We start from the raw sequence: 25,183 nt of genomic DNA on the forward strand, positions 1-25,183 counted from the left end.
CGGGTCAGTCCTTTTCGTAGCGCGTCACGGTCTGCTCGATGGCGCCGAAGATGGAGTGGCCGGCCTTGTCCTTCATCTCGATGCGCACGATGTCGCCGAACTTCATGAAGGGGGTCTTCGGGGCGCCGGTGGCGATCGTCTCGATGGTGCGGACTTCGGCAATGCAGGAATAACCGGCGCCACCTTCGGAAACCGGCTTGCCGGGGCCGCCGTCGAGCTTGTTGGAGACCGTGCCGGAACCGATGATCGAGCCGGCGACGAGCGGACGGGTCTTTGCCGCATGGGCGACGAGCTGGCCGAAATCGAAGGTCATGTCGACGCCGGCATCGGCTTTGCCGAAGGCCTTGCCGTTGAGCGAGACGAGGAGCGGCAGGTGCAGCTTGCCGCCGTCCCAGGCATCGCCCAGTTCGTCCGGCGTGACCGCAACGGGGGAGAAGGCGGAGGAGGGTTTCGACTGGAAGAAGCCGAAGCCCTTGGCGAGTTCACCGGGGATGAGGCCGCGCAGCGAGACGTCGTTGACCAGCATGACGAGGCGGATCGCATCGCGCGCCTCTTCCACGCTCGCGCCCATCGGCACGTCGTCGACCACGACGGCGATCTCGCCCTCCATGTCGATGCCCCAAGCCTCGTCGGATGCGAGGATCGGGTCGCGCGGGCCGAGGAAGCTGTCGGAGCCGCCCTGGTACATCAGCGGATCGGTCCAGAAGCTTTCCGGCATCTCGGCATTGCGGGCCTTGCGGACGAGTTCGACGTGGTTGACATAGGCCGAGCCATCCGCCCACTGGTAGGCGCGCGGCAAGGGAGAGGTCGCGTCGTGCTCGTGGAAGCGGGTGGTCGGCTGCGAGCCGGTCTCCAGCCCTTCGGCAACCCGTTCCAGCCGCGGCGCGACATGCGCCCAGTCGTCGAGCGCCGCCTGCAGGCTGCGGGCGATATGGCCCACTTCCGAGCAGCGCGTCAGGTCGCGCGAGACGACGACCAGACGGCCGTCGCGGGTGGAATCCTTCAGTGTCGCAAGTTTCATGCGTGTCGCTCCCGATCTTGTTTCCGGCCGGCGGATCGTGTCATCTTCCGGCCACCTGTCTCCACCCGCATGCGCCGCATCCGCGCCGCATCGCCTCTCCAAGGAAATCCCGCTTGAACCGCACGGTCCGAAATTCCCTGCTGATCGCCGCCGGCTTTATCGCCGTGACGGCCGCCATCCTTTATACGATGGGTCAGCCGCTCATCTGCAAGTGCGGATATGTGAAACTGTGGCATGGCGTGGTGGTTTCCTCCGAAAATTCGCAGCACCTTTCCGACTGGTACACGCCGAGCCACATCATTCACGGCATCCTGTTCTTCGGCTTCTTCACGCTGATCCTGAAAAAGGCGGGCATAAATGTGCGTCTCGCCCTCGCGCTCGTCGTGGAATGCGCCTGGGAAATCCTCGAAAACACCGACATGGTGATCAACCGCTACCGCGAATCGACGGTCTCGCTCGATTATTTCGGCGACAGCGTGATCAATTCCAGCGCGGATATCCTCGCCATGGTCGTCGGCTTCTTCCTCGCCTCGCGCCTGCCCGTCTGGGCAAGCGTCGCGCTCATCGTGATCTTCGAGGCGACGACCACCTACCTCATCCGCGACGGGCTGGCGCTGAACATCCTGATGCTCGTCTGGCCGATCGAAGCGGTGAAAGCCTGGCAGGGCGGCTGAATTCATTTCACGCCCGGCGTACCGTCGAACCGGCGCTCCAGCCCGTCCCAGCAGTCGAGATAGTTGTCCTGCAGCGTCTCCAGCTCGGCCGCGAATTTCGTGAGCTGCTGCGGAAAGCGCGTCTCGAACATGAAGGCCATGGTGTGCTCCAGCTTGACGGGCTTCAGCTCGCTGCTGGAGGCCTTCTCGAAGCCGGTGGCGTCGGGTCCATGCGGCAGCATCATGTTGTGCAGGCTCATGCCACCGGGCACGAAGCCCTCCTCCTTGGCATCGTACTGGCCATGGATGAGACCCATGAACTCACTCATGATGTTGCGGTGATACCAGGGCGGGCGGAAGGTATGCTCGGCGACCAGCCAGCGCGGCGGGAAGATGACGAAGTCGATATTTGCCGTGCCGGCCTCTTCGGTCGGGGCCGTCAGCACAGTGAAGATCGACGGGTCTGGATGGTCGAAGAGGATCGCGCCGACGGGGGAATAGGTGCGAAGGTCGTATTTGAACGGCGCGTAGTTGCCGTGCCAGGCGACGACGTCGAGCGGCGAATGGCCGATCTCGGTGACGTAGAACTTGCCGCACCATTTGACATGGACGCGGCAGGGCGTCTCCTTGTCCTCATAGGCGGCGACAGGGGTCTTGAAGTCGCGCGGATTGGCGAGGCAGTTCGCGCCGATCGGCCCGCGATCCGGCAGGGTGAATTTCGCGCCGTAGTTCTCGCAGACATAGCCGCGCCAGACATCGCCCTCGCCGATGCGCGAGACCTTGAACATCATGCCACGCGGGATGAGTGCGATTTCCAGCGGCTCGACATCCATGATGCCCATTTCGGTGAAGACGCGGATCGCGCCCAGTTGCGGCACGACCAGCAGTTCGCCATCGGCGTTGAAGAAATAGTCATCCACCATGTCGGCGTTGAACGTATAGGCGTGCGCCGCCATACCCACCTGGGTCAGCACGTCCCCCGCCGTCGTCATGGTGCGGATGCCTTCGAGGAAGTTCAGCGTTTCCTTCGGCGCGGGCAGCGGGTTCCAGCGAAGCTGGCCGAGCGGCAGGGAATGGTCGTCGAGGCAGGGCGCGGTCTTCCAGTGCGGGTAGCTCGCATTGGAGAAACGGCGGGTGTGGCGCACGCTCGGGCGGATGCGGTAGAGCCAGGAGCGCTCGTTGGTGCCGCGCGGAGCGGTGAAGGGCGAACCGGAAAGCTGCTCGGCATAGAGGCCGTAATTGCACTTCTGCGGGCTGTTCTGGCCCTGCGGCAGGGCGCCGGGCAGGGATTCCGTCTCGAAATCGTTGCCGAAGCCCGGCATGTATTTCAGGCTGTTGACGCTGTCAGGCATGGCTTGCCCTCCTCCGCAAGGCTCCGTATCAGATAGTTACAAGCGTAACTGTCCATTTTGTAACCATCAAGGCGGCCGGCCATGGACTTCAAGCTCGAAACCTTCCTGCCCTACCGATTGAACCAGGCGGCCGAGCGGGTGAGCCAGCGCTTCGCCGCGCAATACCGCAGCCGCTACCGGATGACCCGGCCGGAATGGCGGGCGCTCGCCGCGCTCGGCTCCTACGGCCGCATGACGGCGACGGAGATCGGCGCCAATTCCAGCATGCACAAGACCAAGGTTTCCCGCGCCGTCCGGGCGCTGGAGGAAAAGCGCTGGCTGAAGCGCAGCGAAGACGCCGACGACCGCCGCTTCGAGCATCTGGAACTGACCCCGGCCGGCCGGCGCATCTTCACCGAGATGATCGAACTCGCGCATGCCTACGAGCGGGAAATGGCACAGCTCCTCGGCGCCGGCGCCCTCGAGCAACTGGAGGCCGGCCTTGCGGCGATCGAGGCGAAGCTGCCGGGCACGATGCCGTTGCGGTCGTCCCGCGAATGACTGGTCTTGAACTTTCGCCGGCATGATAAACGAGCGGGTCATCGCTATGAGCCGGTATTATCAACCGGCTCGCCTGCAGCGGGATAGATCACGGTTCCGTCCGGCTGGGGCTCGGCGCCGGAAGTGAGATGCGCTTCCTCGAACCGGCCTTCGCCCATGATGTGGAAGACGGTTTCGCCCTGCGCGATCAGGTAGTCGGAAACGATGCGGCGGTGGCAGCGCCACCAGACCGCCTCCGCGCACATCATCGCGCAGCGCTTCCGGTGTCCTTCTGCGCGAAGATGTTCAAGGCTCGCATGGAAGGCATCGGACAGCGCATAGTCGGCGTAGTTGTGGAAGCTCCTGTTTTGCCAGAAGCCATTGATCTCAGGCGGCAAGGCCGGCCTGCGGCCGCGAAGTCCGCCGAGCGCCGCGACATGCTCATAGCCTATCTGCATCTCGGCCAGCGCGGCGGACAGCTCATCGTGGTTGAACTGCGGATTGGCGCGCGACATCGGCATCTTGCGAATATCGACGACCCGTTCGATGCGCGCGGAGCGCAGCAGGGCGATGAACTCCGCTAGGCTGCGGTTGGAATGGCCGATGGTGAAGAATGGCAGCGTCATCATCGTCTCGCAGGATCGTGGGCGCCACCGTCATGGATGAGGTCCAGCGTATTCCGGTCGGGCTCGCCGGCAAAGAAGCGCTCAAGCGCAAGCCGGAACCTTTTCTCCCTGCCGCCCGCCGCTTTATCGAACAGGGTCATCGAGGAGCGGAATTTCAGATCGTCGGGCGATCCGAAGATGTCATGGACGGAACGCCCCTCCACGGCGAGCACCGCATCCACCGCGTCGGCCAGCCTCCCGGCAAGGACGGGATGTTCGAGATAGGCCCTCGCCTCGTCCAGAGACCCGATGCCGTAGAATTTCGCGGTGGGGGACCGTCCGAGCGTACGCAATTGCGGGAAAACGAACCACATCCAATGGCTTTCCTTGCGCCCGGCCCGCAATTCCGCGAGAACCGTGTCGAAGACATGGTCCTGTGCCGCGACGAAGCGGGAAAGCTCGAACCGGTCATCCTCCGCCATCGCATCCTCTCCCTGATACCCGGACGTATCCTATCACAGCGGCCATCGGCCGATGGCGTATCCACCCAACGATCGAGCGCCTCGTGTTGTTTCCCTCCCGATCGTTTGGTGCGGTTCTTCGATGACGCGCCATCGGCGCTCTTGAATTCCCGCCGCCCTCTCCCCATCTCTCGCTCACTGCCCGTATTCGACGACTGCCTGCAGCGACGGCCCCCTGTCGCGCGTTCGTAGTTGTCCGGGCTCGAAGGGCGCTCCCCGAAAGGGTCGAGCGCCCTTCGTCATTTCAGGACTCCGGTAGCGCGCGCGAATTGTCGGATTCCGCCGCTCTGCGCCGTCCTTGGTGGGAAGACCGCAAGGAGGAGAAAGCCATGAGAGACCTCATCTTAAAGATGTCCATATCGATCGACGGTTTCGTGAGCGATCCGGATGGCCGGAATGGGTGGATGTTCGGCACCGATCAGGAGGCGAAGGCCTGGTCTGTCGAGATCCTGTGGAGCGCCGGCCTGCACATCATGGGCAGCCGCACCTTCCGGGACATGGCTGCCTATTGGCCGACCTCCACCGACATGTTCGCGCCGCCGATGAACCGGATTCCCAAGGCCGTCTTTTCGCGGCAGGGACCGGCAATCCTGACGAACGACGGCAATGCGGCAACCGAGCAAATGCAGCCCGGTGCGGAAAGCTGGGCGGAGGCCTACGTTGCCAGTGGCAGCCTGGCGGAGGAAATCGCCGATCTGAAAGCCCGGGACGGTAAGCCGATCATCGCCCATGGCGGCGTCGGCTTCGCCCGCAGTCTCGTGGCGGAGGGCCTGGTAGACCAGTTCATCCTATTGGTGGCTCCCGTCGCGCTGGGCAAGGGGCTGCCGTTGTTCTCCGGCCTTGCAGCACCAAAGCGCCTGAAGCTCCTGAGCTCAAGGGCATTTCCAGGAGGTGCGGTCGCGCAGGTCTATCGGGCCGCATGAGCCGTCGCGCAGGTCCGCGCCACGCAAAAGAGGATGGGCTTCGCAAAGTTTGAGTTGACCCGTGTTGCCGGTGAGGTGACACTTCGCTTCACGGTAAGACGGGAGGACAGACGATGGATGAACCAGAACGCTGGCGCCAGATGCCGAGCGCCCCGAAGGACGGTAGCCGGATCCTCGTCACGGTGCGCTCCTCCGAGCAGGGCCCGGCGGAAGTCGATGTCGCCTACTGGTCGCATGGCGACCGCTTCAGCGGTGAAGGCTGGCGCGCCTCCGATTCCGCGCCCGGCTGCATCATCGAATATGCCGAGCCGGAGCTGAAGTGTTGGATGCCGATGCCCTCGGCCAATTTCGGCCGCGCCGCCGCGCCCTCTCCATGGCAGGGCGACGATGCCCAACAACTCGACGGGTCGGGAATCTAGGCCGAACCCATGTTTCAGGGATAACGCAGTCTCGGCTGCACAAAACGCGCGGTTAGGCAGCCGTCGCCGGGACTGAAGTTCGGACTGGCGGAAGAGCGTCAGTCGGATTTCGACTTGTGCTCCGGCTTGCCCTTGCGCTTGGTGGAGGCCATTTCCTCCAGCTCCTTTTCCGACATGGATTTCTCCATGCCCTTCGAGGCGCCCTTGAGCTCGCTTTTCTTCATGTCGCCGCGCTTGGCGGCAAGGGCCGCACCGGCGGCCTTCTGCTGCGCTTTCGATTTTGCCGGCATGACAGCCTCCTTTGTCGATAGGAGCGCAAACGCGGGCGGCCATGCGATGTTCCGGGGCATGCTTGGCCCCTCATCCCCCTGCCGGGACCTTCTCCCCGCAAACGGGGAGAAGGGGATATGCCGCACCGGCTTCCCCAACCAACAACTGCCCGTGGGGCACGTCCCCTCTCCCCGCTCGCGGGGAGAGGGCCAGGGTGAGGGGCAGCCCACAGGCGATACCGTCACCCCCGCTCCTTCACCGTCTCCATCGCCACATTGGTCGAGGTATTGGCGACATAGGGCAGGTTCGAAATCCTCTCCCCGAGCACCAGCCGGTATTTCTTGATGTCGCGGGTGCGGATCTTCAGGAGATAGTCGAAGCGGCCGGCGATCATGTGGCACTCCTCGACCTCCTTGATCTTCTTCACCGCCGCGTTGAAGCTGGTCAGCGCCTCCTCCTGCGTGTTGGTCAGCTTCACCTCGGCGAAGGCGATATGGTCGAGGTTCATCTTCGAGGGATTGAGGATCGCCTTGAAGCCCTGGATGAAGCCTTCGGCGATCAGCCGCTTGAAGCGGTTCTGGCAGGGCGTCTTGGAAAGACCCACCTTCTCGGCCAGCTCCGCGACGGGAATGCGGCCGTTTTCCGTGAGTTCCTCGAGAATTTTTCGGTCGAAGGCATCCAACGACCCATCAGCATGGGAAATATCGGGCAAATCACCCTCCAATCTTCAGAAAATAGATGCGATCAGCCTAATCGGAGGCGATTTGAAGTCCATTTGTTTTTTAGCGCCGTGATATTGTCCGCGCCAGTTTCCCGGATATCATGCAAACCGCTTCTCATAGGTCCCGCCATGCAGAAACCCTTCGCCGATTTCGCCCCGCCGATCCGTCCCCAGAGCGCGTTGCGCCAGGCGATCACCGCCGCCTATCGCCGCCCCGAGACCGAGTGCCTTCCGCCCCTCGTCGCGGCCGCACGCGTCACCGACACGCAGCGTTACGATATCCGCAGCACCGCCCGCACGCTGATCGAGGCGCTGCGCGCCAAGCACAAGGGCACGGGCGTCGAGGGCCTGGTGCAGGAATATTCGCTGTCGAGCCAGGAAGGCGTGGCGCTGATGTGCCTTGCCGAGGCGCTGCTGCGCATTCCCGACACCGACACGCGTGACGCGCTGATCCGCGACAAGATCGCCGAAGGCGACTGGACCTCCCATATCGGCGGCGGCAAGTCGATGTTCGTCAACGCCGCGACCTGGGGCCTCGTCGTCACCGGCAAGCTCACTTCGACCGTCAACGACCGCGGCCTTTCCGCCGCGCTGACGCGCCTCATCGCGCGGGCCGGCGAACCGGTCATTCGCCGCGGCGTCGACATGGCGATGCGCATGATGGGCGAGCAGTTCGTCACCGGCGAGACCATCGAGGAGGCGCTGAAGCGCTCCAGGCCGCTCGAAGCCCGCGGCTTCCGCTATTCCTACGACATGCTGGGCGAGGCCGCGACCACCGCCGCGGACGCCGAGCGCTATTACCGGGACTACGAGAAGGCGATCCACGCCATCGGCAAGGCCTCGGACGGCCGCGGCATCTATGACGGCCCCGGCATTTCCATCAAGCTCTCGGCGCTGCATCCGCGTTATGTCCGCGCGCAGGCCGAACGCGTCATGGGCGAACTGCTGCCGAAGGTGAAGGCCCTCGCCGCCATCGCCAAGAGCTACGACATCGGCCTCAACATCGACGCCGAGGAGGCCGACCGGCTGGAACTCTCGCTCGACCTCCTCGAAGGCCTCTGCTTCGACGAGAACCTCAAGGGCTGGAACGGCCTCGGCTTCGTGGTGCAGGCCTATGGCAAGCGCTGCCCCTTCGTGCTCGATTTCATCATCGACCTTGCCCGCCGCTCCGGCCGGCGCGTCATGGTGCGCCTCGTCAAGGGCGCCTATTGGGATGCCGAGATCAAGCGCGCCCAGCTCGACGGCCTCGAAGGCTTCCCGGTCTATACGCGCAAGATCTATACGGACGTCGCCTATGTCGCCTGCGCCCGCAAGCTGCTGGCCGCGCCGGATGCCGTATTCCCGCAATTCGCCACGCACAATGCGCAGAGCCTTGCCACCATCTACCAGCTCGCAGGCCCCGATTTTGCCGTCGGCAAATACGAGTTCCAGTGCCTGCACGGCATGGGCGAGCCGCTTTACGACGAGGTCGTCGGCAAGGACAAGCTGGACCGGCCCTGCCGCATCTACGCCCCCGTCGGCACGCATGAGACGCTGCTGGCCTATCTCGTCCGCCGCCTCCTCGAAAACGGCGCGAATTCCTCCTTCGTCAACCGCATCTCCGATCCGAAGGTCTCGGTGGAATCGCTGATCGCCGATCCGGTCGATATCGTCGCCGCCATGCCCGTCGTCGGCGCGCAGCACGACCAGATCGCCCTGCCGGACAATCTCTTCGGCAAGAGCCGCGAGAACTCCAAGGGCCTCGACCTCTCCAACGAGACGACGCTTGCTGAGCTTGCCGGTGAGCTTGCCGGCACCGCCGCGAAACAGTGGCACGCCGCCCCGCTTCTGGCGGACGGCTCCACGGCAGGCGAGACGAGCGACGTGCTGAACCCCGCGGACCACCGCGACGTCGTCGGCCGCGTCACCGAGATCAGGGCGGAAGACGCCGAGCGCATCGTCGGCATGGCGGCGGACAGCGTCGCCGCCTGGGCCGCGACCGCCCCCGCCGAGCGCGCCGCCTGCCTCGACCGCGCGGCAGACCTCATGGAAGCCCGCATCGAACCGCTGATGGGCATCATCATGCGCGAGGCCGGCAAGTCGGCGGCCAACGCCATCGGCGAGGTGCGCGAGGCCGTCGATTTCCTGCGCTACTATGCCGAACAGGCGCGCCGCACGCTCGGCCCGTCTCACCTGCCGCTCGGCCCGATCGTCTGCATCAGCCCGTGGAACTTCCCGCTCGCCATCTTCACCGGACAGGTCGCCGCCGCCCTCGTCACCGGCAATGCCGTGCTGGCGAAGCCCGCCGAAGAGACGCCGATCATCGCGCATGAGAGCGTGAAGATCCTGCACGAGGCCGGCGTTCCGGCCGGGGCACTGCAATTCGTACCCGGCGCGGGCCGCGTCGGCGCGGCGCTTGTCGGCGCGTCGAAGACGGCCGGCGTCATGTTCACCGGCTCGACGGAAGTTGCCCGCCTCATCCAGGCCCAGCTTGCCGAGCGCCTTTCGGAAACCGGCAAGCCGATCCCGCTGATCGCCGAGACCGGCGGCCAGAACGGCATGATCGTCGATTCCTCGGCGCTCGCCGAACAGGTCGTCGGCGACGTCATCGCCTCTGCCTTCGACAGCGCCGGCCAGCGCTGCTCGGCGCTGCGCGTCCTGTGCCTGCAGGACGATGTCGCGGATCGCACGCTGACCATGCTGAAGGGGGCGCTCAAGGAACTGACGCTCGGCCGCACGGACAGCCTCAATGTCGATATCGGCCCGGTCATCACCGCCGAGGCCCGCGACGGCATCGTCAAGCACATCGAGCACATGCGCGAACTCGGCAACAAGGTCGAGCAGCTTCCGCTGTCGGCGGGTACGGAGAACGGCACCTTCGTTCCGCCGACGATCATCGAGCTGAAGACGCTTTCCGACCTCAAGCGCGAGGTCTTCGGCCCCGTGCTGCACGTCATCCGCTTCCGCCGCGCCGATCTCGACCGGCTGATCGACGATATCAACGCCTCGGGCTACGGCCTCACCTTCGGCCTGCACACGCGCCTCGACGAGACGATCGCGCATGTCACGAGCCGCATCAAGGTCGGCAATATCTACGTCAACCGCAACATCATCGGCGCGGTCGTCGGCGTGCAGCCCTTCGGCGGGCGCGGCCTTTCCGGTACCGGTCCCAAGGCCGGCGGCCCGCTCTATATCGGCCGCCTCGTACAGAAGGCCCCGGTCCCGCCGCAGCAGGATTCGGTGCATACCGACCCGGCGCTGCGCGACTTCATCACCTGGCTCGACCGCAAGGGCAAGACTGCTGAAGGCGAGACGGCGCGTGGCTTCGCAAACCGCTCTGCGCTCGGTCTCGAGCGGGAACTGCCCGGCCCGGTCGGCGAGCGCAACATCTACGCGCTCCATCCGCGCGGCCGCATCCTCCTCGTGCCGAAGACGGAAACCGGCCTCCTGCGTCAGGTCGCGGCGGCGCTGGCGACGGGCAACCAGATTGCCATCGACAGCGTCGAGGCCCTGAAGCCCGCCCTCGCCGATCTCCCCGCCTCCGTCGCCGCCCGCCTGACATGGACGGCCGACTGGGCAAAGGATAGCCCGTTCGCCGGCGCGCTCGTCGAGGGCGAGGCGGCGGACGTCGAACGCGTCAACCGCAAGATCGCCGGCCTTCCCGGCCCACTGGTGCTGGTGCAGGCAGCGACGACGGCAGAACTTTCGAGCGACCCCGAAGCCTACTGCCTCAACTGGCTGCTGGAGGAGGTCTCCACCTCCATCAACACCGCTGCCGCGGGCGGCAATGCCAGCCTGATGGCGATCGGCTGACAGATAGTCGCGGCGGGTTCCGCCGCGACACTCCTTCCCGTGGGCATGACGCCCCTCATCCGGCCTGCCGGCCCCCTTCTCCCCGCGAGCAGGAGAAGGGGATATGCCGCGCTGGTTTCCCTTTCCCGCATCTCACACGGATGCATCCCTCGCCTCTTGTGGGTGAGGAACAATCGTCACGCCCGGCCAGCAATTCGGTGAAAAAATCCCCGCTTTCCCGGCATTCTTCTTGCACTTGCGGCCCCGTCATGCCAATCGGGCGCGAACAGCTCAGAGCAGCCGGGCCCGCCTTCATTCGCTTATCTGCTCTGTCCATTTGTTTTGCCGCATTTGTGCGACGGCAGGCGGAAGTGCCTGCCTGCAGAATGCTCCAGCGCCGGAGACGAGAGCATGAGCCAGTCGGAAAAGAACGGTCTGACCTATAGCGATGCGGGCGTCGACATCGACGCGGGCAACCTGATGGTCGAGAAGATCAAGCCGGCGGTGCGCTCCACGCGCCGCCCGGGCGCGGACGGCGAGATCGGCGGCTTTGGCGGCCTCTTCGACCTCAAGGCGGCCGGTTTCAAGGATCCGGTGCTCGTCGCGGCCAACGACGGCGTCGGCACCAAGCTGAAGATCGCCATCGACGCGGACCGCCACGACACGGTCGGCATCGACCTCGTCGCCATGTGCGTCAACGACCTCGTGGTGCAGGGCGCAGAGCCCCTCTTCTTCCTCGACTATTTCGCCACCGGCAAGCTCGATCCCGAACAGGGCGCGGCCATCGTCGAAGGCATCGCCGAGGGTTGCCGGCAGGCAGGCTGCGCGCTGATCGGCGGCGAGACCGCCGAAATGCCCGGCATGTATTCGCATGGCGACTATGACCTTGCAGGCTTCGCCGTGGGTGCGGCCGAGCGAGGGCAGCTGCTGCCGGCGGGCGACATCGGCGAAGGCGACGTCATCCTCGGCCTCGCCTCCTCGGGCGTTCACTCCAACGGCTATTCGCTGGTGCGCAAGATCGTCACGCTCTCGGGCCTTGCCTGGGATGCACCTGCCCCGTTCGACAGCGCGAAGAGCCTTGGCGAGGCGCTGCTGGCGCCGACGAAAATCTATGTGAAACCGCTCCTCAAGGCGATCCGCGAGACGGGCGCGATCAAGGCGCTGGCGCATATTACCGGCGGCGGCTTCCCGGAGAACATTCCGCGCGTGCTGCCGAAGCACCTTGCCGCCGAGATCGACCTCGATGCCGTCAAGGCTCCCGCCGTCTTCTCCTGGCTCGCCAGGACCGGCGGCGTGGAAGCCAAGGAAATGCTGCGCACCTTCAACTGCGGCGTCGGCATGATCGCCGTCGTTCCCGCCGACAAGGCCGATGCGGTCTCGGCCGCGCTTGTCGCCGAAGGTGAAAACGTCTTCCGCCTCGGCCGCATGGTCGCCCGCGAAGAAGGTGCGGCCGGTACGATCTACAAGGGCACGCTTGCCCTATGACGTCGCCCCGCAAGCGCGTCGTCGCCTTCATCTCCGGCGGCGGCTCCAACATGCTGGCACTGGCGAAGGCGGCTCAGGCGCCGGACTTCCCGGCCGAGATCGTCGCGGTCTTCTCCGACAAGGCGGAGGCGGGCGGGCTTGCGAAGGCCGAGGCGCTCGGCATTCCGACCCGCGCCTTCCTGCGCCGGGACTTGGCCAGCAAGGAAGCCCACGAAGCCGCGATCCTCGATGCGCTGGACGCGCTCTCGCCCGATATCATCTGCCTCGCCGGCTACATGCGCCTGCTCTCCGGCACCTTCATCAACCGCCATGAAGGCCGCATCCTCAACATCCACCCCTCCCTACTGCCGCTCTTCCCCGGCCTTCATACGCACCAGCGCGCCATCGACGCCGGCATGCGCCTTGCCGGCTGTACGGTGCATTTCGTGACGGAAGGCATGGATGAAGGTCCGGTGATCGTGCAGGCGGCCGTGCCGGTTCTGCCGGCCGATACGGCGGAGACGCTCGCCGCGCGGGTGCTCACCGTGGAGCACCGCAGCTATCCGCTGGCGCTGCGGCTCGTCGCGGAAGGCAAGGTGCGAATGGAAGGCGGCAAGGCCGTTGCTTCCGGCGACCTGCCGCAGGTGGACGGCGCGTATCTGATTTCGCCGGCGGCGGCCTGAGAAAAATCCGCCTCTGCCTGCCGGCATCTCCCCACAAGGGGGGAGAAAGTCAAAGGCTTGCTCACCGTTCAAAATCTGAATGCAGAGGGTGCGGCAGGTTAAGTCCCTCCCCCTTGTGGGGAGGGATTTAGGGAGGGGTCTTTTCCCCTCAGATCACCAAGATCGGCGCCTTGCCCTTCACGCGATCGTAAAGGTCGATCACATCCTGGTTGAGCATGCGCACGCAGCCCGACGAGACGGCCTTGCCGATGGACTTCCATTCCGGCGAGCCGTGCAGGCGGTAGAGCGTATCCTGCCCGTTCTGGAAGATATAGAGCGCGCGGGCGCCGAGCGGGTTGTTGAGCCCACCGGCCATGCCGCCGTTTGCGCCGGAATATTTGACGAGTTCCGGCTGGCGCTTGACCATCTCGTCCGGCGGCGTCCATTTCGGCCAGGCCTGCTTCCATTGGATGACGCCGCGGCCCGACCAGGCAAAACCCTGCCGGCCGATGCCGACGCCGTAGCGCATGGCGCGGCCCGACGGCAGGATGAGATAGAGGAAACGGTTGCCCGTATCGACGATGATTGTGCCCGGCTTTTCGGCGAAGGGGCTCTCGACCTCCTGCCGGTAGAAGCGCGCGTCGATCTGCTGGTAGGGTACGGCCGGCACCTGGAAGCCGCCGTCGTTCAAAGGGCCATAGATCGAGGCATAGCGCGAGGATTCGGGCAGCAGGCCCGAGGGCGGCGTCTGGCCGTAAAGGCCGACCGGCTGCCGGTTGTCGATATATTCCGGCCGACCTTCCAGCGCGGGATTGCGGAAATAGGGCCGCGTCTCGTAGCGGAACTGGTCCGTGTTCATGGACGAGGTGCAGCCGGCAAGGCCGCTTGCCATGGCAAGGCCGGAAAACTGGAGGAAGCGGCGGCGGGAAAGCGCGGTATCGGTCATGAAAGCGTGGGCACCCGTTTATCGGAAAGACAGGATGAACGAAGAGGCTGAATCACCAACTAACAAAAGGCGAATTGGGTCCGCAATCCTGCCCTAATTGTGGCAGCCGCGACTGGCCCGAGGCTTGCGCGCCGGAATTTTCACCCGCTGTCGCCCGAAGGTCACTCTACCAAAGTGGCCCTTTACGCTGTATCCCGGATGGAAGAAATTCCGGGAAACGGAGAACGCGACGGGATGGACGCGAGCATATTGACGGATGCGGGCTTTGCGCCGCTCGACGAGGCGGATTGGCGCAAACTGGCCGAAAAGGCGCTGAAAGGCGCGAATTTCGAGGCGACGCTCGTCTCGCGCAGCGACGACGGCCTTGCCATCCAGCCGATCTACAGCCGCCGCGAAGGCGCAGCACCCCTTGCCCACGGCCATGCCGATACGCCGCACGCAGGCGGCGCATGGACCGTCAACCAGCGCCGCGACGATGCAGACCTTGCCCGCGCCCGTGCGCAGATGGCCGACGACCTCGAAAACGGCGCGACCGGCGCTTCCCTCGTCTTCCGTGGCAGCGCCGCGGCGCATGGCACGGGCATCGCAGCCGGCAGTGAGATCGCCTTCCGCAAGACCGCCGCCGCGCGCGCCGCAGCCCCCTTCTCGCTGCGGCTCGAAGCCGGCTTTGCCGACCGGGCGCTCGCGACGACGCTTGCCCATGCGCTCGCCGATGCAGGGGCGCAGACAGCGCCGGTGCATTTCGGTCTCGATCCCTTCACCGCGGCGCTTGCGGGGGGCCGCGCCGAAAGCAACGCACTAACCAGCCTCGCCAAAGAGCTGATCGGCTTCGGCTTTTACGGCTCCGTGCTGAATGCCGACGGGCGACTGGCACACAATGCGGGGGCGAGCGAGACGCTGGAGCTTGCCATCATCGCGGCGGCGCTGGCGGAAAGCCTGCGTCTGCTCGATGCGGCAGGGCTCGCTCCGGAAGACATCTTCGCGGCGACCTCGCTCTCGCTTGCCGCCGATCAGGACCAGTTCCTCACCACGGCGAAGATGCGTGCGGCACGGCTGATCCATGCCCGCATGCAGGCGGCCTGCGGCATTTCCGAGCAGAAGCCCGCGCATATCCACGCCGAGACGAGCTGGCGCATGCTGACGCGGCGCGACCCGGAAACCAACATCCTGCGCAACACCATCGCCGTCTTTTCCGCCGGCACCGGCGGGGCGGACGAGATCACCGTGCTGCCGCACACGCTGGCGCTCGGCCTGCCCGATCCCCTCGCCCGCCGCATCGCCCGCAACACGCAGGTCGTGCTGATCACCGAAAGCAACCTCGCCCATGTCGCCGACCCCGCCGCCGGCGCGGGCGGCATCGAGGCGCTGACGGAGGGGCTGGCGGAAAAGGCGTGGGAGATCTTCACCGGGATCGAGAAGACGGGCGGGCTTTCCGCCGCCATCGCCTCGGGCACGGTACAGGCCATGGTCGAGGCAGCGCGAGCGGCGCGCAAGGCAAGGCCCATCGTCGGCACGACGCTGTTTCCGCTGAAGGACGAGCGGCCGGTGACGGTGCTCGGGCCGCTCGACGAGATGGCGGCGGCGGGGCTTCGGCCGGTGCTTCTGGTTGATTGCGTGGAGGCGGCGTGATGGGCGCGGCCTACCCCCCTCTGCCCTGCCGGGCATCTCCCCCACAAGGGGGGAGATTGGATGGAGCGCCGTCTCGCCCAACTCCAACGTTGCCGATTGAGCAAGGCTTGTGCCCCTTGCCGATCTCCCCCCTTGTGGGGGAGATGCCCGGCAGGGCAGAGGGGGGTGAAGCCGCTGCGCAGTACCGTATCAAAGGAGCCGCCGCATGAGCCGGATTCCCGACTTCTCCTCCATCGCATGGTCGAAGCCGGCGGCGCCCACTGCTGCCAGCGAGGCCGTCTGGGCGACGCCCGAAGACATCGCCGTCGCCGGCGCCTATGGCGAGGCGGACCTTTCCGGCCTTTCCTATCTCGACACCTGGCCGGGCGCGGCGCCCTATCTGCGCGGCCCCTACCCGACCATGTATGTCCAGCAGCCCTGGACGATCCGGCAATATGCCGGCTTCTCGACGGCGGAGGAATCGAACGCCTTCTACCGGCGCAATCTCGCGGCCGGGCAGAAGGGCCTGTCCGTCGCCTTCGACCTTGCCACCCACCGGGGCTACGACAGCGACCATCCGCGCGTTGCCGGCGACGTCGGCATGGCGGGCGTCGCGATCGATTCAATCCTCGACATGCGGCAGCTCTTCGACGGCATCCCGCTCGACCAGATGAGCGTTTCCATGACCATGAACGGCGCGGTGCTGCCGATCATGGCGCTCTTCATCGTGGCGGCGGAGGAGCAGGGTGTTTCCGAAGACAAGCTGTCCGGGACCATCCAGAACGACATCCTCAAGGAGTTCATGGTCCGCAACACCTATATCTACCCGCCGCAGCCGTCGATGCGGATCATCTCCGACATCTTCAGCTATACCAGCCGGCGCATGCCGAAGTTCAACTCCATCTCGATCTCCGGCTACCACATGCAGGAGGCCGGGGCGACGGCGGACCTGGAGCTCGCCTATACCATCGCAGACGGCATCGAATATGCCCGCGCCGGGGTCGCCGCCGGGCTCGATATCGACACCTTCGCGCCGCGCCTTTCCTTCTTCTGGGCGATCGGCATGAACTTCTTCATGGAAGTCGCCAAGATGCGCGCCGCGCGCCTCATCTGGGCCGCGCTGATGAAGCGGAACTTTTCGCCGAAGGACGCCCGGTCCCTGGCGCTGAGAACCCATTGCCAGACCTCCGGCTGGTCGCTGACGGCGCAGGACCCGATGAACAACGTCATGCGCACCATGGTGGAAGCGATGGCGGCGACGCAGGGGCATACCCAATCGCTGCACACCAACTCCTTCGACGAGGCGCTGGCGCTGCCGACCGACCACTCCGCCCGCATCGCCCGCAACACGCAGATCCTCCTGCAGAAGGAGAGCGGCACGACGCGCATCATCGATCCCTGGGGGGGCTCGGCCTATGTCGAGCGGCTGACGCATGACCTTGCCGCCCGCGCGCTCTCCCATATCGAGGAGGTGGAGGCGCTCGGCGGCATGGCGAAGGCCATCGAGAAGGGCATTCCCAAGCTGCGCATCGAGGAGGCCGCCGCACGCACGCAGGCGCGCATCGACTCGGGCCACCAGACCGTCGTCGGCGTCAATTTCTCGCGGCCTGAGCGCGACATCGAGGTGGACGTGCTGAAGGTCGACAATTCCGAGGTGCGCGCCCGCCAGCTCGCAAAGCTCCAGCAGCTCAAGGGTACGCGCGACACGGCGGCGGCCGAAAGCGCGCTCGACCGGCTGACAGAAGTCGCCCGCAGCGGCGACGGCAACCTCCTGCAATTCGCGGTGAAGGCGGCGCGGGCGCGGGCGACCGTCGGCGAGATCGCCTTCGCGCTGGAAAGGGCCTTCGGCCGGCATGTCGCGGAGATCCGCACGATCTCCGGCGTCTACCGCAAGGAGATGGGCGCGGACGACCGGGCCTTCAACACCGCCGCCGACAAGATCGCCGCCTTCGAGAAGCTCAGGCACGAGAAACCGACCATCCTCGTCGCCAAGATGGGGCAGGACGGGCACGACCGCGGCCAGAAGGTCATCGCCAGCGCCTTCGCCGACCTCGGCTTCCATGTCATCGTCGGCGCCATGTTCCAGACTCCGGAAGAGGTGGCGGACCTCGCCATCCGCGAGGGCGCGCATATCGTCGGCGCCTCCTCGCTCGCCGCCGGGCACCTGACGCTGGTGCCCGAGCTGAAGGCCGCCCTCGTCAAGCGCGGCGCGCGCGACATGCTGATCGCCGTCGGCGGCGTCATCCCGCCGCAGGATTTCCCGGCGCTGGAAAAAGCCGGGGCCGATGCGATCTTCCCGCCGGGAACCGTTATCGCGGACGCCGCCTCGGCGCTGATCGACCGGCTGATGGCGTAAGTGGTAGCCGCTTGCGGCTGGCCGGCGCATTCGGAGTTTGCCCCTCACCCTAACCCTCTCCCCGCAAGCGGGGAGAGGGGATGTGGCTCACGCGCGGTTGTTGAACGGGGAAAACGGTGCGGCAGATCTCCTTCGCCCCGCTTGCGGGGAGAAGGTGGCCGGCAGGCCGGATGAGGGGCAGAGCATCCGACTCTCTCAAGGCATAAGGCGACCATCCGCCGAATACCGGCCTTTGTGAACGCTGTGTCAATCCATCGGGCAGTTGCGGTTTACGCGCGCGAGGGGTACGCCAGTCCTACACAACCGAAAAGAGGTGACGCGATGCTCGTCAACGGCAAATGGACGGAAGACTGGCAGCCTGTTCAGGCGACGGACGCCAAGGGCGGCTTCGTGCGGCAGGTATCGAGCTTCCGCAACTGGGTGACGCCGGACGGCAGCGCCGGCCCGACGGGCGAAGGCGGCTTTGCCGCCGAACGCGGCCGCTACCACCTCTATGTCGCGCTCATCTGCCCCTGGGCCTCGCGCACGCTGATCGCGCGCAAGCTGAAAAAGCTCACCGACGTCATATCCGTCTCCGTCGTCGAGCCCTCGCTCTCCGATCAGGGCTGGCGCTTCGGCGATTTTCCGGGTTCGAACCGCGACGACCTCAACGGCGCGACCTATCTCCACGAGCTCTATTCCCGCGCCGAGCCGACCTTCACCGGCCGCGCCACCGTGCCCGTTCTGTGGGACAAGCAGAAGAAGACCATCGTCAACAACGAATCCGCCGATATCGTGCGCATGCTCAACACCGGCTTCGGGCCGCTGGCGGATGAGAGCGTCGACCTCTATCCCGAGGACCTGCGCAACGAGATCGACGCCCTCAACGAGCGCATCTATCCCGCGCTCAACAACGGCGTCTACCGCGCCGGCTTCGCCACAACGCAGGTCGCCTACGAGGAAGCCTATCAGGGCGTCTTCGCCATGCTGGACGAGATGGAAGCGCGCCTTGCCGACGGCCGGCCGTTCCTGACGGGCAAAACCTTCACCGAAGCCGACATCCGCCTCTTCGTCACGCTCATCCGCTTCGACGCCGCCTATTACGGCCTCTTCAAGTGCAACCGCCAGCGCCTTGCCGACTATGCGGCGCTCTCGGCCTATACGAAGCGCGTGCTCGACCTCCCCGGCGTGCGAGACACGGTCAACATCGACCATATCAAGCACGGCTACTACTCGATAAAGTCGCTCAATCCGAACCGCATCGTACCGCTCGGGCCGGACCTTTCGGCGCTGGGTCTCTGACATGCAGATAACCGTATGTGCGGTGACGATACTTGGGCTGATGGCGACTTTTCCGGAAGCGCTTCGCGTCTACCGTAAATACGGGCCGTTGCTTGCCGGCGTAATCTGGCTTGTCCTCGTTGCGATCATCTGGGTTTACGCTTTTGCCATCATGATGGGCTTGGAGACGCCGCTCCCCACTTACCTCATCGTCACGCACCTGCTGCTGGTGATTGCCGCTCCGGCCATGCTGGCGATCCATATGGGGCACAAGTACAATATGTCGGTCGGCGTTTTCATGGGTGGCATGCTGCTGCCTCTCACCTTCACCATTCAAGCGATGTTGTATTTCGGCCATCACGGAGGCCAATCCTAAGCCTCCTTCGCCTCCACCATCGCCATCAGCGTTTCCAGCCGGTCGGCATCGGCTGGCAGCTTGTCCTGCCGGAGGCGGGCGATGCGGGGAAAGCGCATGGCGACGCCGGACTTGTGGCGGGTGGAGCGGTTGATGCCCTCGAAGGCGACTTCCAGCACGAACCCGTAGCCGGGCTCGGCGCGGACGGCCCGCACCGGGCCGAAGCGCTCGGTCGTGTTGTTCCGCACATAGCGGTCGAGCACTTCGAGCTCGGCGTCGGTGAAGCCGAAATAGGCCTTGCCGACGGGCACCAGCACGTCACCGTCCGGCCCTTCCGTCCAGACGCCGAAGGTGAAGTCGGAATAGTAGCTGGAGCGCTTGCCGTGGCCGCGCTGGGCATACATCATCACCGCGTCGATATTGTAGGGATCGCGCTTCCACTTGAACCACGGCCCCTTCATGCGGCCGGCCTGGTAGGCGCTGTCGCGGCGCTTGATCATCACGCCCTCGATGACGGGATCGGGCGGCGCGCGGCGAAGGTCGTCCAGCGCCTCCCAGCTTTCGAAGGAAACGAGCGGGGAAAGGTCGAACCGGTCGTGCGGAGCCTTGCCGATGACATCCGCAAGGCGGGCGCGGCGTTCGAGGAAGGGTGCCGGGCGGATGTCGGCCTCACCGTCGAAGAGCATGTCGTAGGCGCGCACGAAGGCGGGGTATTCCTCCAGCATCCTCGCATTGACCGTCTTGCGGTTGAGGCGCTGCTGGAGGTCGGAGAAGGTGCGCGTGGGGCTGTTCATACGCGCCGTGCCGCCGACCAGAAGCTCGCCATCGACGACGCCTTCGAAATCGATCGCCTCCAGCACGTCCGGGAAGGCGGCGGAAATGTCGTCGCCGGAGCGGGAATAGAGCCGGCGCGTCGCACCCGATGACGAGAGCTGCACGCGGATGCCGTCCCATTTCCATTCCGCGGCGAAATCGCCGGGGTCGAGCGCGTCGAGATCGCCCTCGCCCACCGGATTGGCGAGCATGACGGAATGGAAGATCGCGGGCGTCGCCAGCACCGGGCGTTCCGCCCTGCCCTCCAGCCAGGCGAAGAGCGGCTCGTAGGGCGGCTGGAGGCCGTGCCACAGGGTTTCGATCTCGGTGACGTCCCGGCCGGAGAAATCGGCGAGCGCCTGCTTGGCCAGCCGCGCCGAGACGCCGATGCGAAGGCCGCCGGTCGCCAGTTTCAGGAAGGCGAAGCGGGCGGAGGGATCGAGCCGGTCGAGCAGGTCCCGCACCGCGCCGCGTACCTCGGTGCGGCCGAGCGCGTTCATACGGGCGACGACCGCGCCGAGCCGCGGCTGATCGTCATCAGCCACGCGCTCCTTGCGCTCCTGGCCCCAGACGAGCGCGATGGTCTCGGCAAGGTCGCCGACATAGTCGTAGGAGTAGCGGAACAGCACCTCGTCCATGCGCTCCAAAACCAGTTCGCGCAGCAGCGCCGGCTTGACGCTCTTCAGGTCCAGCGTGCCGGCGATAGCGGCAAGGCCGTAGCCCCGGTCGGGATCGGGCGTGTCACGGAAATAGTCGGCCAGCAGCTTCAGCTTGCCGTTGCGCGAGGGGGTGAGGACGAGGCGGTCGAGAAGGGTAGCGAAGGCTCTCATGGGCGGGGGCTTTCGGGAGGCCGGCGCGGGTATACCCCCCTCTGCCCTGCCGGGCATCTCCCCCACAAGGGGGGAGATCGGTTGGGGGCAAGGCGCTGCCACATCTCAATCTCCCCCCTTGTGGGGGAGATGCCCGGCAGGGCAGAGGGGGGTGTGCCGCAAGGTTGACGCCGAATGCCAAACACCATCAATCCCCCTCGTCCTCATAGCCCACCAGATGCAGCGGTCGCGCCGGAACGCCGGCGAGCTCGCACCAGCGCACCAGCGCCTCCTCGCGGCCATGCGTCACCCAGACCTCCTGCGGCACGAGTTCGCGGATCGTCTCGGTAAGCTCCGGCCAGTCGCAATGGTCGGAGATGGCGAGCGGCAGTTCGACGCCGCCCTGCTTGGCGCGCTGGCGCACCATCATCCAGCCGGAGGCGAAGGCGACGAGCGGTTCGTTGAAGCGCCGCGCCCAGCGGTCGGCGAAGGCCGAGGGCGGGCCGACGATGACGGCGCCGCGGAAGTCGGCGGGGCTGCTCTTCTCGATCGTCGCGGGGCGCAGGTCGCCGAGATCGATGCCGCGGCTGACATAGTAGTCGCACAGATGGGCGAGCGAGCCGTGGATATAGACCGGCGCATCGTAGCCGCAATCGCGCAGCAGGCGGATGACGCGCTGCGCCTTGCCGAGCGAATAGGCGCCGAGAAGATGGCTGCGCTCGGGAAACTGCCGGAGCGAGGTCAGGAGCTTGCCCATCTCGGCCTTCGGTTCGGGATGGTGGAAGACCGGCAGGCCGAAGGTCGCCTCGGTGATGAAGATATCGCAGGGCACAGGCTCGTAAGGCGTGCAGGTCGGGTCCGCGCCGCGCTTGTAGTCGCCCGAGGCGACGATCCGCAGACCGTCCTTCTCGACGGCGATCTGCGCGGAGCCCAGCACATGGCCCGCCGGATGGAAGGAGACAGTGACGCCGGCAAGGTCGATGCGCTCGCCGAAGCTGGCCGCCTGCATGGAACCGCAGAAGTCCTCGCCGTAGCGGATCGCCATGATGTCCAGCGTCTCCCGCGTCGCCAGCACTGCGCCGTGACCGGCGCGGGCATGGTCGGAATGGCCATGGGTGATCAGCGCCCGTCCGACGGGGCGGATCGGATCGATGTAGAAGTCGCCTGCGGGGCAATAGAGGCCGGCGGGCGCCGGGCGGAGGAGCTGGTCGGGCTTCATGACGGGAAAGATAGGCGTTTTCGCACCGTCTGCCAGTGGGAGGCCGGCTTCTATGCGATCGCCAGCATGCCCGCCCGCAGCGCCTTCATGTCGACGGCGGAAAGCTGGGCGTCGACTTTCTCATGCGTTTCCTTCCAGATGGGAAAGGCCTGTGTAAGCAGACCGCGACCATCCTTCGTCAGGCGCAGCAGACGGCCGCGGCGGTCGCGCGGGTCGGGTTCGACGGTGACGAGGCCGCGGCGTTCGAGGGGCTTGAGGGCGGCCGTCAGGGTGGTGCGGTCCATGGCGAGCACGGCGGCGACCGGGCCCATGGGCGGCGGCTCGGGACGGTTCAGCGCCATCAGCAGGGAAAACTGGCCATTGGTCAGGCCGAGCGGGCGAAGTGCATCGTCGAAACGGCGGGCAAGCGCCCGCGCCGCGCGCTGGGCATGCAGGCACAGGCAATGATCACGGACGAAAAGCGTGGTCTCGAAGGGAATCATGACATCATCGGACATGATTCTTACTGTTGATATCAACATAACAAAGTCAAGAGGTACGCGCGGAAAGCGCGAAGAATATCAGAGGCTGGGAATGCAGAGGAGCGCCTGGAGCGCGCGGGGATCGACGGGACGGCTGAGGTAAAAACCCTGGATCTCGTCGCAGCCCGCCTCGCGCAGAAAGTCGATCTGTTCGCGCGTCTCCACCCCTTCGGCGATGACTCGAAGCTGCAGCGAATGGGCGAGCGAGATGACGGCGCGGGCGATGGCGGCGTCGTCGCCGTCATCCGGCAGATCCTGTACGAAGGAACGATCGATCTTCAGGCGGCCGACGGGAAAGCGCTTCAGCGAGGCGAGGCTGGAATAGCCCGTACCGAAATCGTCGATGGCGAGATGCACGCCGAGCTGCTCCAGCCGGTGCATGGTCCCTACCGCCTGCTGCACGTCCTCCATGATCATGCTCTCGGTCAGCTCCAGCTCGAGATAGCGCGCCTCCAGCCCGCTTTCCGAAAGAGCGGCGGCAACGCGCTCCACCCAGTCCTTCTCCTGGAACTGACGGGCCGAGACGTTGACGCTGACGACGATGGACGGCAGGCCGGCATCCTGCCATGCCTTGTTCTGCCGGCAGGCCTCGCGCAACGTCCAGTCGCCGATCGGGCCGATGAGGCCGGTCTCCTCGGCAAGCGGAATGAAATCGCCGGGCGCGACGAGACCGCGCTCGGGATGGCGCCAGCGGATCAGCGCCTCGACGGCGAAGATGCGGCCGGTGGCAAGGTCCATCTGCGGCTGGTATTGCAGGAAAAGTTCGGATCGGGCGAGCGCGCGGCGCAGCTCCTCCTGCTGCACCAGCTTCTCATGAGCGCGGTTGGCAAGCTCGGCGGTGAAGACCTGCACGGCATCGCGGCCGATCTCCTTGGCGCGGTACATGGCGGCATCTGCTCTTGCCAGGAGCTCGGTGGCGTTGCGGCCGTGCTCGGGATAGGCGGCGACACCCATGCTGCAGGTGACCTGGAAGGCGCGGCCCTCGATCTCCACCGGCTCGGCTACGGCATTGCGCACGGCATGCAGGCGATCTTCCACCGTCTCGCCCCGGCGCATTGCACCGCTGATCAGCACCACGAACTCGTCGCCGCCGAGGCGCACGATGCTGTCGCTCGCCCGCACGCAATTCATCATGCGCGTCGCGACGATCTTCAAAAGCTCGTCGCCGGCATGGTGCCCGAGGCTGTCATTGACCAGCTTGAAGTTGTCGAGGTCGAGGAAGGCGAGCGTCATCGTGCCGCCGCACTCGTCCGCCGCCTCGATGGCGGAGGCGACGCGCTCGTCGAGCATGCTGCGGTTCGGCAGGCCCGTCAGCGTGTCGTGATGGGCCATGAACTGGATGCTGTCTTCTGCCTCCTTGCGCTCGATGGCGATGCCGGCGATATGCGTCGCCATGCCGACGAGCTTGGTGCATTCGGCGGAAGGTTCGCCGGGCGTTCGGGAATAAAGCGCGAAGCTGCCCAGCACCTTGCCCTGATAGGAGCGGATCGGCGAAGACCAGCAGGCACGGAAGCCGTAGGGCAGGACCAGCGCCTTGAAATTCGCCCAGAGCGGATCGGTCGCGATATCGCTGACGATGACGGGCTCGCCCCGCCACATGGCCGTGCCGCAGGAACCCGTGGCCGGGCCGATCTCCGCGCCCTCGATCAGCTGGCAGAAGGCCGGGTCGAGGTTCGGCGCTGCGCCATTGACGATATGCCTGCCATCGGGCGCCAGCATGAGGATCGAGCCGGTGACATCGGGCACATGGGCTTCGATGAGCAGGATAAGAGAGGAGAAAACCTCGACCAGCGGCGCCCCGAGCGCAATCATCTTCAAAAGGTGCGCCTGACCGAGATGCAGGCTTTCCGAGCGCTTGCGCTCGGTGATGTCGCGGGCGATGCCGACGATGCCGATCACGTCGCCGCCGGCATTATGCACCGGCAGCTTGGAGGTGAGCAGCCATTTGAGCGTGCCGGAGGAATCGCGGATCAGCTCCTCCATGTCGAGCATGGCCTTGCCGGTGCGGATGATCTCCTGCTCGGTGTTGAAGAAGCCGCGGGCGACATGCTCGGGATGGATGTCGAAATCGGAAAGCCCCTCGAGGCTGTCGATCCCTTCCCGAAGGTTGTCGCTGACGATGGCGCGGTTGGCCACGACGAACCGGCTGTTGCGGTCCTTGAAATAGAGATAGTCCGGAACCTCGTCGATCATGGCCTCGAGCCAGAGGGTCCGGTCGTTCTGCGCCACCGCCAAGGGGAAGAGACGCGCTGCCTCGTCGATGAGGCGCTGGCTCGCGGACATCAGGCGCGCCGTCTCGTCGGCGTCCTCATTGCCAAGGTGGGACAGTTTCATCGACATGGATGCTGCAATTCCCCAACGCAAGGATCGACACGGCGGGTCGCAATCTCTCTCC

The 25,183-nt window shown here is 65.7% G+C and carries 22 protein-coding genes; 11 read left to right on the forward strand and 11 right to left on the reverse strand.

Going from position 1 to position 25,183, the window contains the following annotated elements; all coding sequences use genetic code 11:
• Positions 1 to 4 precede the first annotated feature (4 nt).
• Complete coding sequence (locus ShzoTeo12_RS23405) at positions 5 to 1,021, reverse strand: fumarylacetoacetate hydrolase family protein (RefSeq protein ID WP_318912677.1); 1,017 nt, start codon at positions 1,019 to 1,021, stop codon at positions 5 to 7.
• Positions 1,022 to 1,134: 113 nt separating this feature from the next.
• Here ShzoTeo12_RS23405 and ShzoTeo12_RS23410 point away from each other — a divergent pair, with 113 nt between their 5' ends.
• Complete coding sequence (locus ShzoTeo12_RS23410; RefSeq protein WP_318912678.1) at positions 1,135 to 1,695, forward strand: DUF2585 domain-containing protein; 561 nt, start codon at positions 1,135 to 1,137, stop codon at positions 1,693 to 1,695.
• A gap of 2 nt (positions 1,696 to 1,697) precedes the next feature.
• Here the strand turns inward: ShzoTeo12_RS23410 and hmgA are convergent, their stop codons facing one another.
• The gene (hmgA, locus tag ShzoTeo12_RS23415; protein WP_318912679.1) at positions 1,698 to 3,026 is read right to left on the reverse strand and encodes a homogentisate 1,2-dioxygenase; all 1,329 of its coding nucleotides are present in this window, start codon (positions 3,024 to 3,026) and stop codon (positions 1,698 to 1,700) included.
• Positions 3,027 to 3,107: 81 nt separating this feature from the next.
• On the opposite strand from hmgA, the gene ShzoTeo12_RS23420 reads away from it, so the two are divergent.
• The gene (locus ShzoTeo12_RS23420) at positions 3,108 to 3,566 is read left to right on the forward strand and encodes a MarR family winged helix-turn-helix transcriptional regulator (protein WP_318912680.1); all 459 of its coding nucleotides are present in this window, start codon (positions 3,108 to 3,110) and stop codon (positions 3,564 to 3,566) included.
• Positions 3,567 to 3,610: 44 nt separating this feature from the next.
• On the opposite strand, the gene ShzoTeo12_RS23425 is transcribed toward ShzoTeo12_RS23420, so the two are convergent.
• Together ShzoTeo12_RS23425 and ShzoTeo12_RS23430 are read right to left on the reverse strand one after the other, a co-directional pair.
• Entirely contained in the window at positions 3,611 to 4,171 is a 561-nt protein-coding gene (locus tag ShzoTeo12_RS23425) for a DUF488 domain-containing protein (RefSeq protein WP_318914357.1), read from the reverse strand.
• Positions 4,171 to 4,632: a DUF1810 domain-containing protein gene (locus ShzoTeo12_RS23430; RefSeq protein WP_318912681.1), complete on the reverse strand. Its 462-nt coding sequence runs from the start codon at positions 4,630 to 4,632 to the stop codon at positions 4,171 to 4,173. Before ShzoTeo12_RS23430 ends, ShzoTeo12_RS23425 begins: the two co-directional genes overlap by 1 nt.
• A gap of 368 nt (positions 4,633 to 5,000) precedes the next feature.
• On the opposite strand from ShzoTeo12_RS23430, the gene ShzoTeo12_RS23435 reads away from it, so the two are divergent.
• Positions 5,001 to 5,594, forward strand: a complete 594-nt coding sequence (locus ShzoTeo12_RS23435) for a dihydrofolate reductase family protein (RefSeq protein ID WP_318912682.1) — start codon at positions 5,001 to 5,003, stop codon at positions 5,592 to 5,594.
• 113 nt (positions 5,595 to 5,707) lie between these two features.
• Positions 5,708 to 6,013 carry a hypothetical protein gene (locus ShzoTeo12_RS23440; protein WP_318912683.1) on the forward strand — a complete coding sequence of 102 codons (306 nt, stop codon included), beginning with the start codon at positions 5,708 to 5,710 and terminating at the stop codon, positions 6,011 to 6,013.
• A 98-nt stretch (positions 6,014 to 6,111) separates the two neighbouring features.
• Here ShzoTeo12_RS23440 and ShzoTeo12_RS23445 read toward each other — a convergent pair whose 3' ends face one another.
• On the reverse strand, positions 6,112 to 6,303 hold the full coding sequence (locus ShzoTeo12_RS23445; protein WP_119255569.1) for a DUF3008 family protein: 192 nt from the start codon (positions 6,301 to 6,303) through the stop codon (positions 6,112 to 6,114).
• Between the two features lie 221 nt (positions 6,304 to 6,524).
• Positions 6,525 to 6,995 carry an Lrp/AsnC family transcriptional regulator gene (locus tag ShzoTeo12_RS23450; protein ID WP_119255568.1) on the reverse strand — a complete coding sequence of 157 codons (471 nt, stop codon included), beginning with the start codon at positions 6,993 to 6,995 and terminating at the stop codon, positions 6,525 to 6,527.
• 138 nt (positions 6,996 to 7,133) lie between these two features.
• Between ShzoTeo12_RS23450 and putA the strand changes: the two genes are divergently transcribed.
• The 3 genes from putA to purN all read left to right on the forward strand — a co-directional run bounded on the left by putA (position 7,134) and on the right by purN (position 12,922).
• Complete coding sequence (putA, locus tag ShzoTeo12_RS23455) at positions 7,134 to 10,796, forward strand: trifunctional transcriptional regulator/proline dehydrogenase/L-glutamate gamma-semialdehyde dehydrogenase (protein ID WP_318912684.1); 3,663 nt, start codon at positions 7,134 to 7,136, stop codon at positions 10,794 to 10,796.
• 390 nt (positions 10,797 to 11,186) lie between these two features.
• Positions 11,187 to 12,260, forward strand: a complete 1,074-nt coding sequence (gene purM, locus ShzoTeo12_RS23460) for a phosphoribosylformylglycinamidine cyclo-ligase (protein ID WP_318912685.1) — start codon at positions 11,187 to 11,189, stop codon at positions 12,258 to 12,260.
• The gene (purN, locus tag ShzoTeo12_RS23465; RefSeq protein ID WP_318912686.1) at positions 12,257 to 12,922 is read left to right on the forward strand and encodes a phosphoribosylglycinamide formyltransferase; all 666 of its coding nucleotides are present in this window, start codon (positions 12,257 to 12,259) and stop codon (positions 12,920 to 12,922) included. The genes purM and purN overlap by 4 nt, the downstream gene beginning before the upstream one ends.
• A 148-nt stretch (positions 12,923 to 13,070) precedes the next feature.
• Here the strand turns inward: purN and ShzoTeo12_RS23470 are convergent, their stop codons facing one another.
• Entirely contained in the window at positions 13,071 to 13,847 is a 777-nt protein-coding gene (locus ShzoTeo12_RS23470; protein ID WP_318912687.1) for a L,D-transpeptidase, read from the reverse strand.
• Positions 13,848 to 14,081: 234 nt separating this feature from the next.
• Here ShzoTeo12_RS23470 and ShzoTeo12_RS23475 point away from each other — a divergent pair, with 234 nt between their 5' ends.
• From ShzoTeo12_RS23475 to ShzoTeo12_RS23490, 4 genes are all read left to right on the forward strand, one after another.
• Positions 14,082 to 15,476, forward strand: coding sequence for a methylmalonyl-CoA mutase family protein (locus ShzoTeo12_RS23475; protein WP_318912688.1), 1,395 nt, complete (start codon positions 14,082 to 14,084; stop codon positions 15,474 to 15,476).
• Between the two features lie 205 nt (positions 15,477 to 15,681).
• The gene (gene scpA / locus ShzoTeo12_RS23480; RefSeq protein ID WP_318912689.1) at positions 15,682 to 17,811 is read left to right on the forward strand and encodes a methylmalonyl-CoA mutase; all 2,130 of its coding nucleotides are present in this window, start codon (positions 15,682 to 15,684) and stop codon (positions 17,809 to 17,811) included.
• A 321-nt stretch (positions 17,812 to 18,132) separates the two neighbouring features.
• Positions 18,133 to 19,092, forward strand: coding sequence for a glutathione S-transferase family protein (locus ShzoTeo12_RS23485; protein ID WP_318912690.1), 960 nt, complete (start codon positions 18,133 to 18,135; stop codon positions 19,090 to 19,092).
• A gap of 1 nt (position 19,093) precedes the next feature.
• A complete protein-coding gene (locus ShzoTeo12_RS23490) occupies positions 19,094 to 19,447 on the forward strand; it encodes a hypothetical protein (protein ID WP_318912691.1) in 354 nt (117 codons plus the stop codon).
• On the opposite strand, the gene ShzoTeo12_RS23495 is transcribed toward ShzoTeo12_RS23490, so the two are convergent.
• The 4 genes from ShzoTeo12_RS23495 to ShzoTeo12_RS23510 form a co-directional block, all read right to left on the reverse strand.
• A complete protein-coding gene (locus ShzoTeo12_RS23495; RefSeq protein ID WP_318912692.1) occupies positions 19,444 to 21,069 on the reverse strand; it encodes a cisplatin damage response ATP-dependent DNA ligase in 1,626 nt (541 codons plus the stop codon). The genes ShzoTeo12_RS23490 and ShzoTeo12_RS23495 overlap by 4 nt on opposite strands.
• 187 nt (positions 21,070 to 21,256) lie before the next feature.
• Positions 21,257 to 22,267, reverse strand: coding sequence for a ligase-associated DNA damage response exonuclease (locus ShzoTeo12_RS23500; protein WP_318912693.1), 1,011 nt, complete (start codon positions 22,265 to 22,267; stop codon positions 21,257 to 21,259).
• A gap of 50 nt (positions 22,268 to 22,317) precedes the next feature.
• Positions 22,318 to 22,764 carry a MarR family winged helix-turn-helix transcriptional regulator gene (locus ShzoTeo12_RS23505; protein WP_119255556.1) on the reverse strand — a complete coding sequence of 149 codons (447 nt, stop codon included), beginning with the start codon at positions 22,762 to 22,764 and terminating at the stop codon, positions 22,318 to 22,320.
• Between the two features lie 63 nt (positions 22,765 to 22,827).
• Positions 22,828 to 25,128: an EAL domain-containing protein gene (locus tag ShzoTeo12_RS23510; protein ID WP_119255555.1), complete on the reverse strand. Its 2,301-nt coding sequence runs from the start codon at positions 25,126 to 25,128 to the stop codon at positions 22,828 to 22,830.
• Positions 25,129 to 25,183 lie beyond the last annotated feature (55 nt).

It is taken from the genome of Shinella zoogloeoides, from assembly GCF_033705735.1.
Lineage (GTDB): Bacteria > Pseudomonadota > Alphaproteobacteria > Rhizobiales > Rhizobiaceae > Shinella > Shinella zoogloeoides_A.

Bases quoted from the DNA above. Each gene is read 5' to 3' on its own strand.
- ShzoTeo12_RS23405 (WP_318912677.1), bottom strand. From the start codon at position 1,021: ATGAAACTTGCGACACTGAAGGATTCCACCCGCGACGGCCGTCTGGTC.
- hmgA (WP_318912679.1), bottom strand. From the start codon at position 3,026: ATGCCTGACAGCGTCAACAGCCTGAAATACATGCCGGGCTTCGGCAAC.
- ShzoTeo12_RS23420 (WP_318912680.1), top strand. From the start codon at position 3,108: ATGGACTTCAAGCTCGAAACCTTCCTGCCCTACCGATTGAACCAGGCG.
- ShzoTeo12_RS23425 (WP_318914357.1), bottom strand. From the start codon at position 4,171: ATGACGCTGCCATTCTTCACCATCGGCCATTCCAACCGCAGCCTAGCG.
- ShzoTeo12_RS23430 (WP_318912681.1), bottom strand. From the start codon at position 4,632: ATGGCGGAGGATGACCGGTTCGAGCTTTCCCGCTTCGTCGCGGCACAG.
- ShzoTeo12_RS23435 (WP_318912682.1), top strand. From the start codon at position 5,001: ATGAGAGACCTCATCTTAAAGATGTCCATATCGATCGACGGTTTCGTG.
- ShzoTeo12_RS23440 (WP_318912683.1), top strand. From the start codon at position 5,708: ATGGATGAACCAGAACGCTGGCGCCAGATGCCGAGCGCCCCGAAGGAC.
- ShzoTeo12_RS23445 (WP_119255569.1), bottom strand. From the start codon at position 6,303: ATGCCGGCAAAATCGAAAGCGCAGCAGAAGGCCGCCGGTGCGGCCCTT.
- putA (WP_318912684.1), top strand. From the start codon at position 7,134: ATGCAGAAACCCTTCGCCGATTTCGCCCCGCCGATCCGTCCCCAGAGC.
- purM (WP_318912685.1), top strand. From the start codon at position 11,187: ATGAGCCAGTCGGAAAAGAACGGTCTGACCTATAGCGATGCGGGCGTC.
- purN (WP_318912686.1), top strand. From the start codon at position 12,257: ATGACGTCGCCCCGCAAGCGCGTCGTCGCCTTCATCTCCGGCGGCGGC.
- ShzoTeo12_RS23470 (WP_318912687.1), bottom strand. From the start codon at position 13,847: ATGACCGATACCGCGCTTTCCCGCCGCCGCTTCCTCCAGTTTTCCGGC.
- ShzoTeo12_RS23475 (WP_318912688.1), top strand. From the start codon at position 14,082: ATGGACGCGAGCATATTGACGGATGCGGGCTTTGCGCCGCTCGACGAG.
- scpA (WP_318912689.1), top strand. From the start codon at position 15,682: ATGAGCCGGATTCCCGACTTCTCCTCCATCGCATGGTCGAAGCCGGCG.
- ShzoTeo12_RS23485 (WP_318912690.1), top strand. From the start codon at position 18,133: ATGCTCGTCAACGGCAAATGGACGGAAGACTGGCAGCCTGTTCAGGCG.
- ShzoTeo12_RS23490 (WP_318912691.1), top strand. From the start codon at position 19,094: ATGCAGATAACCGTATGTGCGGTGACGATACTTGGGCTGATGGCGACT.
- ShzoTeo12_RS23495 (WP_318912692.1), bottom strand. From the start codon at position 21,069: ATGAGAGCCTTCGCTACCCTTCTCGACCGCCTCGTCCTCACCCCCTCG.
- ShzoTeo12_RS23500 (WP_318912693.1), bottom strand. From the start codon at position 22,267: ATGAAGCCCGACCAGCTCCTCCGCCCGGCGCCCGCCGGCCTCTATTGC.
- ShzoTeo12_RS23505 (WP_119255556.1), bottom strand. From the start codon at position 22,764: ATGTCCGATGATGTCATGATTCCCTTCGAGACCACGCTTTTCGTCCGT.
- ShzoTeo12_RS23510 (WP_119255555.1), bottom strand. From the start codon at position 25,128: ATGTCGATGAAACTGTCCCACCTTGGCAATGAGGACGCCGACGAGACG.